The following is a 14,952-nucleotide window of genomic DNA, read 5'->3' as shown; positions in this document are numbered from 1 at the left end:
TTCTAACATGAAAAAAGTCGTCCTATGCGTCACAATCTGTCTATTATTTTTAGTAGGATGTGGAAAACAAGAACAACCAACGAAAAAAGAAGGAGAACGGATTATTGCAACAACTGTTGCTCTAACAGAAACAGCTGCTAAGCTTAATTTAGATTTAGTGGGTGTACCAAATACAGAAAAGGTATTGCCAAAAAAATATGCGAAAGTTCAGGCGATTGGGCAAGCGAAGCAGCCCAATTTAGAAATAGTGCGTAGTCTACAGCCAACACATCTTTTAAGTGTTACAAGTATTAAACCAGAGATGGAAAAAGCGTTAAAGGGTAGTGGTGTATCCGCTACTTACTATAATTATAATTCCATCCAGGGCATGCAAAAAGCGATTACAGAGCTAGGTGAACAGTTTCATCGTAAAAAAGAAGCGGAGCAGTTGAATGCAGTGTATGACAAACAAATCGCTACCATTCAAAAGAAAATCAAACAGAAGAAAAAGCCGAAAGTATTAATTTTATTAGGTGTACCAGGAAGTTATCTCATTTCAACAGAAAAATCATTTTTAGGTAATTTAGTTGAATTGGCAGGTGGCGAAAATGGCATTCAAGCGACAAAATCAGATGAGGAGTTTATTGCATCAAATACAGAGGCGTTATACAAAATGCAGCCAGATGTTATTTTACGTGCTTCACATGGCTTTCCAAAACAAGTCAAAACGATGTTTGATGAAGAATTCAAAACAAATACCGTATGGCGTAATTTTAAAGCAACACAAGAAGGGCGCGTCTATGACTTAGATGAAAATCTTTTTGGGATTACAGCGAATGTTAATGCAGATGAAGCCCTTCAAACATTGTATGAACTATTGTATGAGGAGAAAAAATCATGAAGAAAATCATTTGGATGTATAGCGGAATGTTAATCGTGCTCATCGTTATTTTGTATCTGTCGCTTACGTTAGGCAGTATTCCCATGACAATTAGTGACTTCGTCAAGGGGATATTTGGCCAACGTGATGGACAAATCGGCGTTATATTTGATTTACGATTACCACGTGTACTGATTGCTCTATTCGCAGGTGCTGCACTAGGACTAGCAGGAGCGCTCTTACAAGCCGCAATTAAAAATCCACTCGCAGATCCGGGAATTATCGGTATTACGACAGCTGCGATGATTGGAAATATTGTCGTTATTAATTTTCTGCCGCATCTATTCTTTTATGCACCAATTTTTGCTTTTGCAGGTGGAATCATCGCCTTCCTCATCCTATATACTGTGACGAAAAAATATCAAATGTCACCAATTTATGTATTGTTAGTTGGGATTGCATTAAATGCGATGTTTACAGCCATTATTAAAGTATCAGGCGTGACTGCGATTCATTTTACGGAAAGTACAGGCCTAAGTATGAAAACGTGGGATGATGCGAATGGATTAATGCTATTTAGTGGTGTTGGAATTGTCATAGCACTTTTCGTTGGGAGTTGGTGTAATGTACTTGGATTGAGCGAGAAAACGATTCGAAGTATCGGCTTCCCACTGATGCGTGTTAGATGGACGGTTTTATTTATATCAATTTATTTAGCGAGTGTCGCAACAGCCATTGTTGGTTCAATTGCTTTTATCGGTTTATTAGTACCACACATATCTCGCTTATTAGTAGGTTCAGATTATCGTTTTTTATTACCATTTTCAGCACTCTTTGGCGCAGCGCTTTTACTTGTAGCCGATACGATTGGTAGAACGATTATTCCGCCATATGAGATCACAGCTTCGGTTATTATGGCATTAATCGGTGGTCCGTTCTTAATCTTATTAATTCGAAAGTTTGGTGCAATTTATGGACATTAAACAACTTACTTTTTCATATAATCCAAAAATTCCTTTTTTAGCGATTGACCAGCTAATGATTCCGAAAGGAAAGGTGACAGCGATTATCGGACCGAATGGTAGTGGGAAATCGACATTGTTACATTTATTAGCAGGACTTTTAAAACCGACAAGTGGCGCACTTTTATTAGATGAGCAGTCGCTTTATACTTATACAGCAAAAGAACGAGCGAAAAAGCTTGCTGTTGTTCATCAGCAAAATGATGTACCGATGAATTATACAGTCCGTAAATTAGTAGAGATGGGGAGATATCCACATCGTAAAGGAATGATGCGATTTACGACAGAGGATGATCGAATTGTAGATGATGCTTTACGCGTAACGGACTTAATAGACCAACAACATCAGTTTATGCATCAACTCTCAGGAGGGCAAAGACAGCGTGTGTGGATTGCACTTGCACTCGCACAACAAAGTGAATATATTCTTTTAGATGAACCGACAACCTACTTAGACATGCATCATCAATTTGAAATTTTACATGTAATTGAAAAAATGAATCGAATGGAAAATCGTACGATTGTCATGGTACTACATGACTTAAATCAAGCGCTGCAATTTAGTGATGAAGTTATCGTTATGCAGGGTGGGAAAGTTGTTGCAAAAGGAAATACAGAAGAAATTTTGACAGAAACTTTGATTCAGCGCATATTTCGAATACATGTAAAGAGTATTCAAGATAGCAATTGTGAAAAACATTTCATTCATTTAAAAAAGAAGGTTTAAAATGAAAATGGGAGGGGTACTACTAATTATGCGTCTTTCTTATAGAATGATGGTCCCTTAGATAGAAAGAACATATGAGTCATTCATTGTGATGCACGCACAATATTTTCATTATGAAAGGATGAAGATTCTTAGATGTCGCCTATGCAGAATTCTGAAAAAGAAATTCTTGTATCGGATTTAGAACTTTCCGTCGATTACTACTCAACGATTTTAGGGATTCAAGGAGAAGGTTCGAAGTTTGTGGATGAAAAGAAAAAATTTGTAATCCATTTAAAACAAGCAACGGATGTCACTGAAATACACCCAAAGAAGTTACAACCAGAATTATACGTATGTGTAGATACAGTCGAAGAACTTTATTCAATGTATTTAACATATCGAAATAACGGTGCTCTTTTTGCATTCAATCCACGCGATACATATGAAGAGGGTATACGTTTCAAAGAGTTTGCAATTCGGGATTTAGATGGCTACGTAATTGCTTTTAAGACAACCTTATCTAAAGAAAATCAAGCAGTCCACTAGAAGCTTAGTGGCTGTTTTTTTAATGCAAATACCTTTATCATAGTAAGAAAGGATGTGAAGTGATGATTTATGTTGGCTTAACAGGCTGGGGAGATCACCCAGCAGCATATAGTAAAACAACGAAAGCAACAGATAAATTATACGATTATAGTGGACATTTCCCGATTGTTGAAGTGGATACATCGTTTTATGCGATTCCAAATGAAAAATCAATTCAAAAATGGCTGGATGATACGCCAACCACCTTTCGATTCATATTAAAAGCGTATCAAGGAATGACAGGACATCTACGTGATAATTTACCATATGAAACAAAAGGTGAGATGTTCCAAGCTTTTCGAGAGGCAGCCGAAATCTTTCAGCGGGCAGGACGTTTAGCGGCTGTCCTTGTACAGTTTCCACCATGGTTTGATTGCCAATTTAAAAATGTACAATATATACGCTATGTGAAACAACAGTTAGCTGATTTTCCGGTTGCGATTGAATTTCGAAATCGTACATGGTACGACAAACCGTATCGTGAAGGAACTTTTCAATTACTCAAATCATTACAACTAATTCATACAGTATGTGATGAACCGCAAGTTGGAGAAGGCAGTGTTCCACTTGTTGCACAGGCAACATCGAATAAGGCACTCGTGAGAATTCATGGACGAAACGTACATGGATGGCGTAATCCTGGGAACAATGAACAGTGGCGAAAAGTACGTTTTTTATATCATTATAATGAAGAGGAATTACAAGAATTAAAAACTGTCATTGAGACACTTCAAAAACAAGTGCAAGATGTATATGTCGTTTTTAATAATAATTCAGATTATGATGCTTTTCCAAATGCGAAAACACTGGTTCATATGCTCGGTCTTTCTTACGATGGACTTGCGCCAAAACAGCTCGATTTATTTGGGGGAGATGACACATGACATACGCAATTATTTTATTTTTTTCACTTTGTTCAGGGATTATTGGTGCATTAGTCGGATTGGGTGGGGGCGTTATTCTTGTACCCGCATTGCTATACTTTGGTATTTCACAAGGAATGATTCCAGAGCTAACACCACAAAAAATTGTTGGCTTATCCGTCATTATGATGATTTTTATCGGCCTATCTTCAACTTTATCGTATATAAAGTCAGGTACGGTAGATTATAAATCTGGGTTCATTTTATTCGCGGGAAGTATTCCTGGTACATTCGTTGGCGCATGGATTAGTAAACAGCTAGATTTGCCATCATTTAACCTTTACTTTGGTCTATTATTGATTGTACTATCACTCATTTTAATTTTTAAAAATCGATTTAAACCGATTGAATGGTTTAAAAATCATGGTATGCAAATAACAAAAACAGATTTAGATGGTAAAAGTTATACATACGGCTATCCAATTTGGTTTGCATTCGTGATGACATTTGTAATTGGTATGATGTCAGGTATGTTTGGGATTGGCGGGGGATCTATGATTGTGCCAATGCTTGTCATTCTTTTTTTATTCCCACCACATATTGCAGTTGCCACATCGATGTTTTTAGTATTTTTAACATCACTTGTTAATTCGGCTTCACATATTTACTTTGGGCATGTTCCATGGCATTTAGTATTAGCTGTCATACCAGGAGCTTATATTGGTGCAAAAGTTGGTGCGGCTTGGAATAAACGGTTAGGGTCAGATACAGTAATTTTTATTTTAAGAATTATGCTTCTGATTCTCGGAATTCGTTCAATTGTAGTAGGATTAATATAAAGAGTAAGCATTTCACGAATACGAAGATAAGGAAGTGAATGAGATGACAACGATTCATATTTATCATACGAATGATATTCATAGTCATCTGAAAACATGGGCAAGGACGCGTGAGTATTTACAAACACAGCGTCGAATACACGAACAACAAGGAGAAGCTTGTTTTATTTTTGATTTAGGAGATTTTATTGATCGAGCGGACCTTTATACAGAAGCAACGCTTGGACGAGAGAATGTTCACTTGTTAGATGAAGCTGGCTATGATGCTGTGACAATTGGTAATAACGAAGGCATTACCTTATCAAAAGAGGCTTTAGCAGCGCTTTACGAACAGACAGAATTTGATGTGATTTTATCGAATTTAAAAGAACAAGATGATACCCAGCCTGTATGGGCATCCCCTTATAAAATTTATACAACGCACGACAGGATAAAAATAGGGGTAATTGGTGCAACAGCTCCTTTTTATGATTATTATGGCCCGTTAGGTTGGAAAGTCACAGATCCTATAAAAAATTTGCAAAAAACTGCTAAAGAAATCGGTGAAAGGACCGATATTGTAATATGTCTATCTCATTTAGGTCTAAATTCAGATGAAATATTAGCTAGTACGATTCCAAATATTGATTTAATTATCGGTTCACATACCCATCATGTATTAAAACATGGCAAGAAAGTAGAACAAGCCTTGTTAACAGGGGGTGGAAAATTTGGACAGTATATTGGTTATTCTGTTATTAAATATAGTGCAGAAAACCATAAAATCGAAAAGATTGAAACAGAGTTAATCGAGACAAGTCAATTACCACACGTTGAGGGAGAGACACGTGAATTCGAAGCGCTTCATAATTGGGGAAAAGAACAATTAAGTGTAGAAGTATTTCATGCTTCTCGCTATTATAATTTAGAATGGCAACACGATAGTCATTTGGCACGTTTTTTTGCAGAAGCATTGATGGACTATGCAAAGGCAGATTGTGCATTTTTTAGTGCAGGTATCTTTTTAACCCCACTGAAAAAGGGTCCTGTTACTGCATATGATTTACATCAAATGCTGCCCCATCCAATTAATGCTTGTAAGATTGAGATGACAGGCACACAATTGAAGGCGTGTTTACAAAAAATAGATGAGCAAAATGCAGAATGGTCTCAAATGGAGCTAAAAGGATTGGGCTTCAGGGGGCGCATTTTAGGTAAGATGCTAAAGTATCACTGTGAGGTAAAAAAGGATGAACTTTATGTAAATGGTATGAAAAAGCAAGATGATGCGCGTATTCAAGTAGTGACACTCGATATGTTTACATTTGGTTGGTTTTTCCCAGAATTAAAGGATATGAAAAAAACATATTTACTCCCACATTTTTTACGCGATATTTTAGCAATATATGGTTACAAATATTTTGGAAAATAGGCTAATTTCCATTCTTATATTTGCCATATATGTTATATAATAAAATCAATTAAGAGACTAAACAGCAAATGGGGATTAAGAATGAGGCTAATTTCAACGAAATCGCTTAAGCCAGGTATGGTCATTGGACGCACAATTTGGAATGATTCCGGAAGACCACTTTTGCAAGATGGTGTACAGATTACGGATCGTATTATTGGGCGCTTAGTACAACTTAATATTCACTATGTGTATATTGAAGATACTATTTCAAAAGACATTGATGTCCAAGAAACTGTACCATTACAAGTAAGACATAAAGCTATTCAACAAATACAAGACTCTTTTAATAGCATTAAACGTGCAACAAGAGAAAAAAACATCACGTATTGTCTAGATGAAAATTCGAAGCAATTTGTATCAATCATTAATGATTTAATGGACTATATTTTCGAGAGTAAAGAGATTGTAACAGTATTAAGCGATGCATTCATTTATGATGAATATATTTATCAACATTCGTTGCAGGTGACCATCTATTCCATCTCCATTGCACGCGAATTAGGATATAATGCAGAGGAAATTCGTCAAATCGGTATTGGCGCGATGCTTCATGATGTTGGAAAAATGCTCATTCCATTTGAGATTTTAAACAAGCCAGGTCGCTTAACGTCAGAAGAATTCGATACGATGAAGTTGCATGCACGTTATGGTTTTGATTTATTGCGTAATCTACATACGATTTCATTACTTTCAGCACACTGTGCATTCCAACACCATGAGCGTTTAGATGGTAGTGGTTATCCACGTGGACTGGTTGATTTTGAAATTCATCCCTATGCTAAAATTATAGCAGTTGCAGATGTATTTGATGCGGTGACATCCAACCGTGTCTATCGTAATAAGATGCTCCCTTCACAAGGTATGGAAATTATTAAAGAAGGTATGGGTACATTGTATGATGAGCGTGTTGTTCGTGCTTTTGAAAAAGTCATTGCGATTTATACAAATGGTTCGGTTGTTTTGTTATCAGATGGTCGTCGAGGAATCGTGTATAAACAAAATCATGCGCAACCGAATAAACCAGGTCTACGTATTTTTGAAGAAGATAATCAATTATTAAAAGCTACATATGAATATCAATTAGAAGATGATGTTGAGATTGTAAAAGTCGAATTAGATTATGTTTTAAGTGAATAATAGAAAAGAGAAATTGTACTCGTATGCAGTTTCTCTTTTTTTTTTCTGTAAAGAAGATTGAAATAATTGGTTTTGAATATTGTAACAGTAGCACGTTTATGGTACATTGACACAAGCAAGGGATTACTTAAAATAATGATGGGAGCTGAATATTTGTGTCATCATGTAAACCGACAAATCAAAAATCAAATAAAGAAGAACATATTCGTAAACCAGATTGGTTAAAAATCAAACTAAATACGAATGACGAGTATCGTGGATTAAAAAAATTAATGCGAGAAAAAAACCTACATACAGTTTGTGAGGAAGCACGTTGTCCGAATATTCATGAGTGTTGGGGAGAGCGTCGTACAGCAACATTTATGATTTTAGGAGATGTATGTACACGCGCTTGTCGTTTCTGCGCTGTTAAAACAGGCTTACCAAATGAATTAGACTTAGCAGAACCAGAACGTGTAGCAGATTCGGTTGTACTAATGAATCTGAAGCATGTTGTTATTACAGTTGTAGCACGTGATGATTTAAAAGATGGCGGTGCTAGCGTATTAGCTGAAACAGTGCGTGCCATTCGTCGTAAAAGTCCTCAAACATCAGTTGAAGTATTACCATCAGATATGGGTGGAATCGAGGAGAATTTACGTATTTTAATGGATGCGCGTCCAGATATTTTAAATCATAATATTGAAACGGTACGTAGCTTAACAAAACGTGTACGTGCGCGTGCAACATATGATCGCTCGTTAGAATTCTTACGTCGTGCAAAAGAAATGCAGCCAGATATTCCTACAAAGTCATCACTTATGATAGGATTAGGAGAGACAGAAGAAGAAATTTATGAAGTGATGGATGATTTACGTGCAAATAACGTAGACATTATGACAATTGGTCAATATTTACAACCTACGAAAAAGCATTTACCAGTTAAAAAATATTACTCACCAATTGAGTTTGGTAAGTTACGTAAAGTAGCGATGAGTAAAGGATTTAGCCACTGTGAAGCGGGTCCGTTAGTACGTAGTAGTTACCATGCGGACGAGCAAGTAAATGCAGCAACAAAACAACGTCAAATGTCAAATCAATAATCACTCCATAAGCGGAGGACGATGAATATGATTAGTGCAGGTGGATATCTTTATACACTTGAGACAGACTATCGTGAGGCTTTTAAACTAGAAGATTTCACCAATCGTTATAGCGATATTTTAGCGAAATATGATTATATCGTGGGCGATTGGGGATATGGTCAATTGCGTTTAAAAGGTTTTTATGATGATCAAAATGCCAAGGCAACATTTGATACAAAAATCGGTACACTTCAAGATTATTTATATGAGTACTGTAATTTTGGTGCAGCATATTTTGTACTCAAAAGAGGCGAAAAGCAACCAGAAGTCGTACAAGAAGTAGAAACAGAAGTTGTAGAAAATGAAGTCAGCGAATAAAGAAAAGTAGCTCCTTTAATTAGGGGCTACTTTTTTATTAGTGAACTAATTCATATAAATATTCACGTAGTTCCTGTGCTTCTTTTTCTGAACGATTGAATACATGTTCGAGATAGCCAGGCTCATCTAAATCATCCGAACCGATGATGGCGAAACGACTATATTGCATATCCATTACGATTAATTTTCCGTAAAAACGTGTACTTTGCATGATGGCTAAATCATAGCGCTGTTCCTCGCCCATAAAGCTTACAAAGCGCGTTGATGTGTCTTCTTGGTCATCATATAAGAAAAATCTGTCCATTTTATACCTTGCCCCCTCTAGTTCCTAAAGATATGTTACTATATAAGAGAAGATTCAACAAACTTAATTCCTTGAATGGAGGAGAAGTACAAATGTATTTCATCGATAGTAAAAAAATTACGAAAAATCTAGTTTATATGGACTCTTTACTCCAAACATTTGAAACAACAACAGATTGGAAACAAGATACAGTTCATGAATTAGCAGCAGCTCGTATTGCCAATGTGTTGATTGAAGCAGTTATTGATGTAGGGAATACATTAATTGATGGTTTTATTATGCGTGATCCAGGAAGTTATGATGATATTATCGATATCTTAGTGGATGAAAAAGTTGTAACACCTGATATGGAAGCGCCTTTAAAAGCATTGATTAGTCACCGTCGTGTACTTGTGCGTGATATTTTAGAAGTAGATATCGATGCTCTATTAGCTACAATGAATGAAGTATTACCAAACTTAAAACAATTTAAGCCGTCTGTAGAAAAGTTTGTTGAAAGAGAGTCAGGTATTGTTGTTACTGCGTTCATCCCAGAAGGAGACTAACTATGAAAAACTATACATCGTATTGTTTTGATTTAGACGGTACTGTTTACCGAGGTTCTACAGTTATTCCGGAGGCACGTGAATTCATTCATTTCTTACGTGCGCAAGGTATTCGTCCTTTTTACGTAACGAATAATGCGAAGATGACACAACAGCAAATTTATGAAAAGCTATCGGGTATGGGGATTGAATTAGAGCGAGATCACATCATGACATCTGCCATTGCGACAGCGAAATATATTGCGAAGTACTATCCAAATGAAACCGCTTTTATTATTGGTGAAACGGGTTTGTATGAGGCGCTTGAACAAGAGGGTATTCCGATTGTAGAAGACCATGCACAACTCGTTGTACAAGGTCTTGATACGACGTTAAATTATGAGAAGATGGAACTTGCGGGGTATCAACTACAAAACGGTGCAAAGTTCATTGCAACGAATGGAGATTTGAAAATTCCGAAAGAGCGTGGTTTCGTTCCAGGGAACGGAAGCCTTGTTCGATTATTAGCGGAAGTATCAAATGTAGAGCCAATTAGTATTGGTAAGCCTGAGCCGCATATGTTAGCAGCCTTGCAAGAAACATTCCAACTAGAAAAAAGTCGCATGATTATGATTGGAGACAATTATGAGACTGACATTTTAGCAGGAATTCATTTTGGAATTGATACATGCCATGTGAATACAGGCGTATCACCAACAGAACAAGTACGAATGCAAAAACTACAACCAACATATTATGTACAGACATTAGAAGAGTTGAAAAATTTTTTTAAATAGATGTATAAAAAAGAGAAAGACATTCAACACGAATGCTTTCTCTTTTTATTATTTAAAATAATGGATTTTCTTCAATGTGTTTGTAGATTTTTTTTGTCAGTTCTTCTGGAGTTTCGGCTTCGACCATCTCACCGTCGACAAGCGCATATAAACTTTCAGAACAGCGCGTACAATAACTTAGGCAGCCATATTCGAGTACATCGATATTCGGATCATTCTCTAAAACTTCAAATGCATCTTGTGCACCATTTGCCAGGTTACTGACGCAAAATTCAACTAATGGATTCATGTTGCGTCACCTCTAAAGAGGATAGTACTATTTTTCGCGATTTTCGTCAATCAGTTGATTTTAATTGTGAAACTTCTCACAAACATATTGTGAAACTTCTCACAATCGTTTATACTCGTTAGGGATAAAGAAAATGTTACGATATTGTGAGCAGAAAAGGAGAGTTCTAATGAGAAATTTAGTCTTATTAGGTGGAGGTTACGGCAATATGCGTATTTTATTACGTCTATTACCAAATAACTTACCACAAGATGTTCAAATTACGTTAGTTGATCGCGCACCGTACCATAGTTTAAAAACGGAATTCTACGCACTTGCGGCAGGTACAACACCTGAAACACATATGCGTGTGACATTCCCAACTCATGAACGTTTATCAATTGTCTATGGTGAAGTCGTGAATATTGATCGCGATAAAAAAGCTGTGTTTTTAGAAGATGGTAAAGAAATTCCGTATGACGAATTAGTTATTGGGTTAGGTTGTGAAGACAACTTCCATAACGTACCTGGCGCTGAAGAACATTCATATAGCATTCAAACAATGGCAAAATCACGTAAAGCATACGATGCAATTTCAGCATTACCAGCAGGCGCTACAGTAGGGATTGTTGGAGCTGGATTATCTGGTATTGAATTAGCTTCAGAACTACGTGAAAGCCGTTCAGACTTAAAAATTAAACTATTTGACCGCGGTCCTCGTATTTTGAAAACTTTCCCTGAACGCTTATCAAAATACGTTAAAAAATGGTTCGATAAACATGATGTCGATGTTATTGCAAACTCAAATATTACAAAAGTCGGTAAAGCAGCACTTTACAATCACGAAGATCAAATTGATATTGATTTAATCGTTTGGACTGCAGGGATTCAACCTGTGAAAGTCGTACGTGATTTAGAGCTTGAAATGGACTGCGGACGTGTAGCTGTGAACCAATACCACCAAACACCAGTCGATACAAGTATCTATGTAGTGGGTGACTGTGCAGCTTCTCAATTTGGACCATCTGCACAACTAGCAGAGGAACAAGGTGAGCAAATTGTTACGGTACTGAAAAAAGTATGGGCGAATGAATCACTACCTGAAAAAATGCCAGACATTAAATTAAAAGGCTTTATGGGTGCGCTTGGTAAGAAACAAGGCTTCGTTTACTTAGCAGACCGTACTGTAACAGGACGTATTGCACGTCTTATGAAATCTGGTTTACTATGGATGTACAAAAATCAAAACGGCTAAATTAGCCTTCTGATTGTACATAGCAACATAAAAAAGATCAATCTCACAATACTGAGGTTGATCTTTTTTTATATTTATTTAAAAGAGATGGGTGATGTATCCCCTAGACTCTTTATTCAATCTATTCTGGTACTTTGAAACCGTATTGCTCTAGATGTGTAAGAACTGGTTTAAGCTGAATGTAACCTTCTCCAACGACTTCGTTATTAATTAATACAAGTGGATAGAAAAATTCGTCGTTTTGAACCTTCTCTGCCCATTCGGCATGGCGCTCATTCTCAATTGGTTGCTCAATATCGATGTAAGTGATATTGAAAGGTTGGTTTGGATATTTACGTCCAATCGCTGCTTTCAACCAATCATACGTATCGATGGATGACGGTGCATTCACGCAACTAGCACATTGGACGCTAGCTCCGTAGATTTCAATTTCTACATTTGTTTCTGACACTTTTAATCCCCTCACGATTTCTTTAATAGATTTTTAAGCCTATAAATATTATAATGATTTTAGAGAAAGGAGTCGATACAAATGACAGAACAAGTACAAGAAGTTTTAGATAAATTACGTCCGTTCCTTTTACGCGACGGCGGTGACTGTGAATTAGTAGACATCGAGGACGGAATTGTAAAATTACGTTTATTAGGTGCATGCGGTAGTTGCCCAAGTTCGACAATTACATTAAAAGCAGGTATTGAACGTGCATTATTAGAAGAAGTACCTGGTGTTATTGAGGTTGAACAAGTATTCTAATCAACGTATGCTTAAAAGAGCGTGTCGAACGTGACGCGCTCTTTTTTTATATGTATGGGTATTACCCAATATCTTTTTCTTTTTTCTCACGTATCTCTTGCCAAATCTCTTTTGTCATTTGAACGATGCGTGTTTCGTTTGAGGTGCGTTGTTTTTCGAGTACACGTGAGAAGTAACGTGTTGCCATATCAATATCCCCAAGTTTACGTGATAGTTCTCCAATTAAGTAGAGGATTTTTAATTCGCCCATACCAAGCCCTTGATAATCACCTTGTAAATAGCTTTCAACGTATTTATCGCGCGCACTTTCCAAGAAACGAATTTCCCAATCGGTTTTTCCTTGTTCACGGTAAAGCCAAGCCGTACGAAGAGCAAGTCCAGCAAGTAACACATTTTTTTCTTTTTTTATTTCACCGCAAATAATTGCGAGTTGATACGATTGAATAGCTTGGTTATGTGTACGTTCCCCATCAAAAGAATGCGGTTGCCAATGATCGCAAATACGTGATTGAAGCGCTTCACGCGTTCCCGGTGCAAAATAAGTAGAAAAGTCCTCTGTAAATGCCAAACCACAATGTTCACAAACGAATACATTATAGTACAGAGGATTCACACCTTCATAGATAGGATGAAAATCTGAGTCTGTTGTCACAACTTTCACTGTGCTTTTGCGAATCTTTGTAGTGTTAAATTTCTTTTGACAATGAATACATGTCATTTGTTTATCATAATAAGGAGTTATTTCCATATTAACAGTCCTCATTTCTCACGTTATGTATGAGACTATTATATCATAATTTGTCGAAAAATAGCGATGAAAATGAAAAGTTTTGTTGTTTTACTCTGATGTGAAAAATTGATATGATAAAGGAAAGAAAGAAGGTGAAGCAAATGACAAATGTCGTTCAGATAACAGAAGCAGCAGTTTTCCATATTCACGAAATGATGAAGAATAATGGAGAAGAAGCAGCGTTCTTACGCGTCTCTGTAAAAGGTGGCGGTTGTAGCGGCTTAACATACGGTATGGGCTTCGATCAAGAAAAACAAGAAACAGATGTTGAGTTCGAGGAAAATGGATTAAAAGTGATTGTTTCAAAAGAAGACGCAGCTATTTTACAAGGTACAAAAATCGATTATAAACAATCTCTAATGGGTGGCGGTTTCACAATCGACAATCCAAATGCTATCGCATCATGTGGTTGCGGTACATCATTCAGAACAGCAAAAGTTGCTGGAACACCTGAAAACTGCTAATTTCTTGAGTGAACAGTAGTGTGACATGCAAACGTATTTATAACAACTATGTGCTAGTTAGTTTTCATCACATATTTGAATATTAATGATAAAAAGCACTTTCTTCTGTATTGAAAAATAATATGGAAGGGAGCGCTTTTTTTATGACCGATATTCATGAAATGAACAGCTAAATAAAGTTCATAAAATAGGTAATAGGATTAAGATTCTAATTCGCTTGAATAAATGGTAAAATTAGTTTGATATATAAAATAATTGAAGGTGGGATTTGATATGGGGCTATTTGATGGACTAATGGGAAACGCATCCGAAGCGAGTATAACTAAATTACAGGAAGAACTAAAAGAGTTATTAATATCTGGAGAAACAATAGAGAACGCATACAAAGTTATAAGAGATACATTTATCTTTACCAATAAGCGGCTTATTTTAATTGATAAGCAAGGTGTTACTGGAAAGAAAACAGCGTATCATTCGATTCCATATAAAAATATCGTTCATTTTTCTGTTGAAACTGCAGGCACATTTGATTTAGATGCAGAATTAAAGATATGGGTTTCTGGAAGTGCCGTTCCAATACAGAAAAACTTTAATAAAGCGACTAATATTTATCAAGTTCAAAGCGTACTGGCGGGGTACGTTTTATAGTAACAATATATAGACGGCCAACATTCTATTATGTAGGTCGTTCTTTTTTTTGCTGACATGCGACATACTAACAGATTGAGATTTGCAAAGTAAAATGGCTATAGTTCGTATTGTTAATGATAATTCACCAACAATCTCATGCATGTGTTTCAAGTTTATAATCAATCGTTGAAAAACTAATATATCAGACAAAATTAGCGAAATTATTAAATTTTTAGGGCAAAATAAAAAGTTCTGTG

The 14,952-nt window shown here is 36.3% G+C and carries 20 protein-coding genes; 16 read left to right on the top strand and 4 right to left on the bottom strand.

Features of this window, described 5'->3' with window-relative positions:
• Positions 1 to 7 precede the first annotated feature (7 nt).
• The 10 genes from isdE (at position 8) to QN089_RS11370 (ending at position 8,909) form a co-directional block, all read left to right on the top strand.
• Entirely contained in the window at positions 8 to 880 is an 873-nt protein-coding gene (gene isdE / locus QN089_RS11415) for a heme ABC transporter substrate-binding protein IsdE (protein WP_285215339.1), read from the top strand.
• The gene (locus QN089_RS11410; RefSeq protein ID WP_068451462.1) at positions 877 to 1,842 is read left to right on the top strand and encodes a FecCD family ABC transporter permease; all 966 of its coding nucleotides are present in this window, start codon (positions 877 to 879) and stop codon (positions 1,840 to 1,842) included. Before isdE ends, QN089_RS11410 begins: the two co-directional genes overlap by 4 nt.
• Positions 1,832 to 2,608 (top strand): ABC transporter ATP-binding protein, encoded by a 777-nt coding sequence (locus QN089_RS11405; RefSeq protein WP_068451465.1) that lies wholly within the window; start codon positions 1,832 to 1,834, stop codon positions 2,606 to 2,608. The genes QN089_RS11410 and QN089_RS11405 overlap by 11 nt, the downstream gene beginning before the upstream one ends.
• Positions 2,609 to 2,743: 135 nt before the next feature.
• Positions 2,744 to 3,136 (top strand): VOC family protein, encoded by a 393-nt coding sequence (locus QN089_RS11400; protein WP_068451468.1) that lies wholly within the window; start codon positions 2,744 to 2,746, stop codon positions 3,134 to 3,136.
• A 62-nt stretch (positions 3,137 to 3,198) separates the two neighbouring features.
• Positions 3,199 to 4,059, top strand: a complete 861-nt coding sequence (locus QN089_RS11395) for a DUF72 domain-containing protein (RefSeq protein ID WP_285215338.1) — start codon at positions 3,199 to 3,201, stop codon at positions 4,057 to 4,059.
• Entirely contained in the window at positions 4,056 to 4,877 is an 822-nt protein-coding gene (locus QN089_RS11390) for a sulfite exporter TauE/SafE family protein (RefSeq protein ID WP_068451473.1), read from the top strand. The genes QN089_RS11395 and QN089_RS11390 overlap by 4 nt, the downstream gene beginning before the upstream one ends.
• Positions 4,878 to 4,920: 43 nt before the next feature.
• A complete protein-coding gene (locus tag QN089_RS11385; RefSeq protein ID WP_285215337.1) occupies positions 4,921 to 6,288 on the top strand; it encodes a bifunctional metallophosphatase/5'-nucleotidase in 1,368 nt (455 codons plus the stop codon).
• A gap of 81 nt (positions 6,289 to 6,369) precedes the next feature.
• A complete protein-coding gene (locus QN089_RS11380; RefSeq protein ID WP_068451479.1) occupies positions 6,370 to 7,467 on the top strand; it encodes an HD-GYP domain-containing protein in 1,098 nt (365 codons plus the stop codon).
• A gap of 155 nt (positions 7,468 to 7,622) precedes the next feature.
• Complete coding sequence (gene lipA, locus QN089_RS11375) at positions 7,623 to 8,549, top strand: lipoyl synthase (protein WP_068451482.1); 927 nt, start codon at positions 7,623 to 7,625, stop codon at positions 8,547 to 8,549.
• A gap of 27 nt (positions 8,550 to 8,576) precedes the next feature.
• A complete protein-coding gene (locus QN089_RS11370) occupies positions 8,577 to 8,909 on the top strand; it encodes a YutD family protein (protein WP_068451485.1) in 333 nt (110 codons plus the stop codon).
• A 37-nt stretch (positions 8,910 to 8,946) separates the two neighbouring features.
• Here QN089_RS11370 and QN089_RS11365 read toward each other — a convergent pair whose 3' ends face one another.
• Positions 8,947 to 9,213, bottom strand: a complete 267-nt coding sequence (locus QN089_RS11365) for a DUF3055 domain-containing protein (protein WP_068451488.1) — start codon at positions 9,211 to 9,213, stop codon at positions 8,947 to 8,949.
• A 92-nt stretch (positions 9,214 to 9,305) separates the two neighbouring features.
• On the opposite strand from QN089_RS11365, the gene QN089_RS11360 reads away from it, so the two are divergent.
• Together QN089_RS11360 and QN089_RS11355 are read left to right on the top strand one after the other, a co-directional pair.
• The gene (locus QN089_RS11360; protein ID WP_087680036.1) at positions 9,306 to 9,758 is read left to right on the top strand and encodes a DUF86 domain-containing protein; all 453 of its coding nucleotides are present in this window, start codon (positions 9,306 to 9,308) and stop codon (positions 9,756 to 9,758) included.
• A gap of 2 nt (positions 9,759 to 9,760) precedes the next feature.
• Positions 9,761 to 10,534 carry a TIGR01457 family HAD-type hydrolase gene (locus QN089_RS11355; protein WP_141274611.1) on the top strand — a complete coding sequence of 258 codons (774 nt, stop codon included), beginning with the start codon at positions 9,761 to 9,763 and terminating at the stop codon, positions 10,532 to 10,534.
• Positions 10,535 to 10,586: 52 nt separating this feature from the next.
• On the opposite strand, the gene QN089_RS11350 is transcribed toward QN089_RS11355, so the two are convergent.
• Entirely contained in the window at positions 10,587 to 10,823 is a 237-nt protein-coding gene (locus QN089_RS11350) for a YuzB family protein (RefSeq protein WP_068451502.1), read from the bottom strand.
• Between the two features lie 169 nt (positions 10,824 to 10,992).
• Here QN089_RS11350 and QN089_RS11345 point away from each other — a divergent pair, with 169 nt between their 5' ends.
• A complete protein-coding gene (locus tag QN089_RS11345; RefSeq protein WP_068451504.1) occupies positions 10,993 to 12,057 on the top strand; it encodes an NAD(P)/FAD-dependent oxidoreductase in 1,065 nt (354 codons plus the stop codon).
• A gap of 121 nt (positions 12,058 to 12,178) precedes the next feature.
• Here the strand turns inward: QN089_RS11345 and QN089_RS11340 are convergent, their stop codons facing one another.
• Entirely contained in the window at positions 12,179 to 12,508 is a 330-nt protein-coding gene (locus QN089_RS11340) for a YuzD family protein (protein ID WP_068451506.1), read from the bottom strand.
• Between the two features lie 81 nt (positions 12,509 to 12,589).
• Here QN089_RS11340 and QN089_RS11335 point away from each other — a divergent pair, with 81 nt between their 5' ends.
• Entirely contained in the window at positions 12,590 to 12,811 is a 222-nt protein-coding gene (locus QN089_RS11335) for a NifU family protein (protein ID WP_068451510.1), read from the top strand.
• Between the two features lie 61 nt (positions 12,812 to 12,872).
• Here the strand turns inward: QN089_RS11335 and QN089_RS11330 are convergent, their stop codons facing one another.
• Positions 12,873 to 13,559 (bottom strand): DUF2225 domain-containing protein, encoded by a 687-nt coding sequence (locus QN089_RS11330; RefSeq protein WP_068451513.1) that lies wholly within the window; start codon positions 13,557 to 13,559, stop codon positions 12,873 to 12,875.
• 143 nt (positions 13,560 to 13,702) lie between these two features.
• Here QN089_RS11330 and QN089_RS11325 point away from each other — a divergent pair, with 143 nt between their 5' ends.
• Positions 13,703 to 14,065, top strand: coding sequence for a HesB/IscA family protein (locus QN089_RS11325; RefSeq protein ID WP_068451515.1), 363 nt, complete (start codon positions 13,703 to 13,705; stop codon positions 14,063 to 14,065).
• Between the two features lie 273 nt (positions 14,066 to 14,338).
• Positions 14,339 to 14,713 (top strand): PH domain-containing protein, encoded by a 375-nt coding sequence (locus QN089_RS11320; protein WP_285215336.1) that lies wholly within the window; start codon positions 14,339 to 14,341, stop codon positions 14,711 to 14,713.
• Positions 14,714 to 14,952 lie beyond the last annotated feature (239 nt).

It is taken from the genome of Kurthia sp. YJT4 (genome assembly GCF_030219945.1).
In the GTDB taxonomy this organism is placed as follows: Bacteria; Bacillota; Bacilli; order Bacillales_A; family Planococcaceae; genus Kurthia; species Kurthia gibsonii.
The sequence above is the reverse complement of the archived record's forward strand: the minus strand, read 5'-3'. Positions and strand labels throughout refer to the sequence as shown.

What these genes read in the sequence shown, in the direction of transcription:
- QN089_RS11365 (WP_068451488.1), bottom strand. Translation starts at nt 9,213, where the DNA reads ATGGACAGATTTTTCTTATATGATGACCAAGAAGACACATCAACGCGC.
- QN089_RS11370 (WP_068451485.1), top strand. Translation starts at nt 8,577, where the DNA reads ATGATTAGTGCAGGTGGATATCTTTATACACTTGAGACAGACTATCGT.
- QN089_RS11330 (WP_068451513.1), bottom strand. Translation starts at nt 13,559, where the DNA reads ATGGAAATAACTCCTTATTATGATAAACAAATGACATGTATTCATTGT.
- QN089_RS11360 (WP_087680036.1), top strand. Translation starts at nt 9,306, where the DNA reads ATGTATTTCATCGATAGTAAAAAAATTACGAAAAATCTAGTTTATATG.
- QN089_RS11350 (WP_068451502.1), bottom strand. Translation starts at nt 10,823, where the DNA reads ATGAATCCATTAGTTGAATTTTGCGTCAGTAACCTGGCAAATGGTGCA.
- QN089_RS11320 (WP_285215336.1), top strand. Translation starts at nt 14,339, where the DNA reads ATGGGGCTATTTGATGGACTAATGGGAAACGCATCCGAAGCGAGTATA.
- QN089_RS11345 (WP_068451504.1), top strand. Translation starts at nt 10,993, where the DNA reads ATGAGAAATTTAGTCTTATTAGGTGGAGGTTACGGCAATATGCGTATT.
- QN089_RS11395 (WP_285215338.1), top strand. Translation starts at nt 3,199, where the DNA reads ATGATTTATGTTGGCTTAACAGGCTGGGGAGATCACCCAGCAGCATAT.
- QN089_RS11410 (WP_068451462.1), top strand. Translation starts at nt 877, where the DNA reads ATGAAGAAAATCATTTGGATGTATAGCGGAATGTTAATCGTGCTCATC.
- QN089_RS11385 (WP_285215337.1), top strand. Translation starts at nt 4,921, where the DNA reads ATGACAACGATTCATATTTATCATACGAATGATATTCATAGTCATCTG.
- QN089_RS11335 (WP_068451510.1), top strand. Translation starts at nt 12,590, where the DNA reads ATGACAGAACAAGTACAAGAAGTTTTAGATAAATTACGTCCGTTCCTT.
- QN089_RS11405 (WP_068451465.1), top strand. Translation starts at nt 1,832, where the DNA reads ATGGACATTAAACAACTTACTTTTTCATATAATCCAAAAATTCCTTTT.
- QN089_RS11400 (WP_068451468.1), top strand. Translation starts at nt 2,744, where the DNA reads ATGTCGCCTATGCAGAATTCTGAAAAAGAAATTCTTGTATCGGATTTA.
- QN089_RS11390 (WP_068451473.1), top strand. Translation starts at nt 4,056, where the DNA reads ATGACATACGCAATTATTTTATTTTTTTCACTTTGTTCAGGGATTATT.
- isdE (WP_285215339.1), top strand. Translation starts at nt 8, where the DNA reads ATGAAAAAAGTCGTCCTATGCGTCACAATCTGTCTATTATTTTTAGTA.
- QN089_RS11380 (WP_068451479.1), top strand. Translation starts at nt 6,370, where the DNA reads ATGAGGCTAATTTCAACGAAATCGCTTAAGCCAGGTATGGTCATTGGA.
- QN089_RS11325 (WP_068451515.1), top strand. Translation starts at nt 13,703, where the DNA reads ATGACAAATGTCGTTCAGATAACAGAAGCAGCAGTTTTCCATATTCAC.
- QN089_RS11355 (WP_141274611.1), top strand. Translation starts at nt 9,761, where the DNA reads ATGAAAAACTATACATCGTATTGTTTTGATTTAGACGGTACTGTTTAC.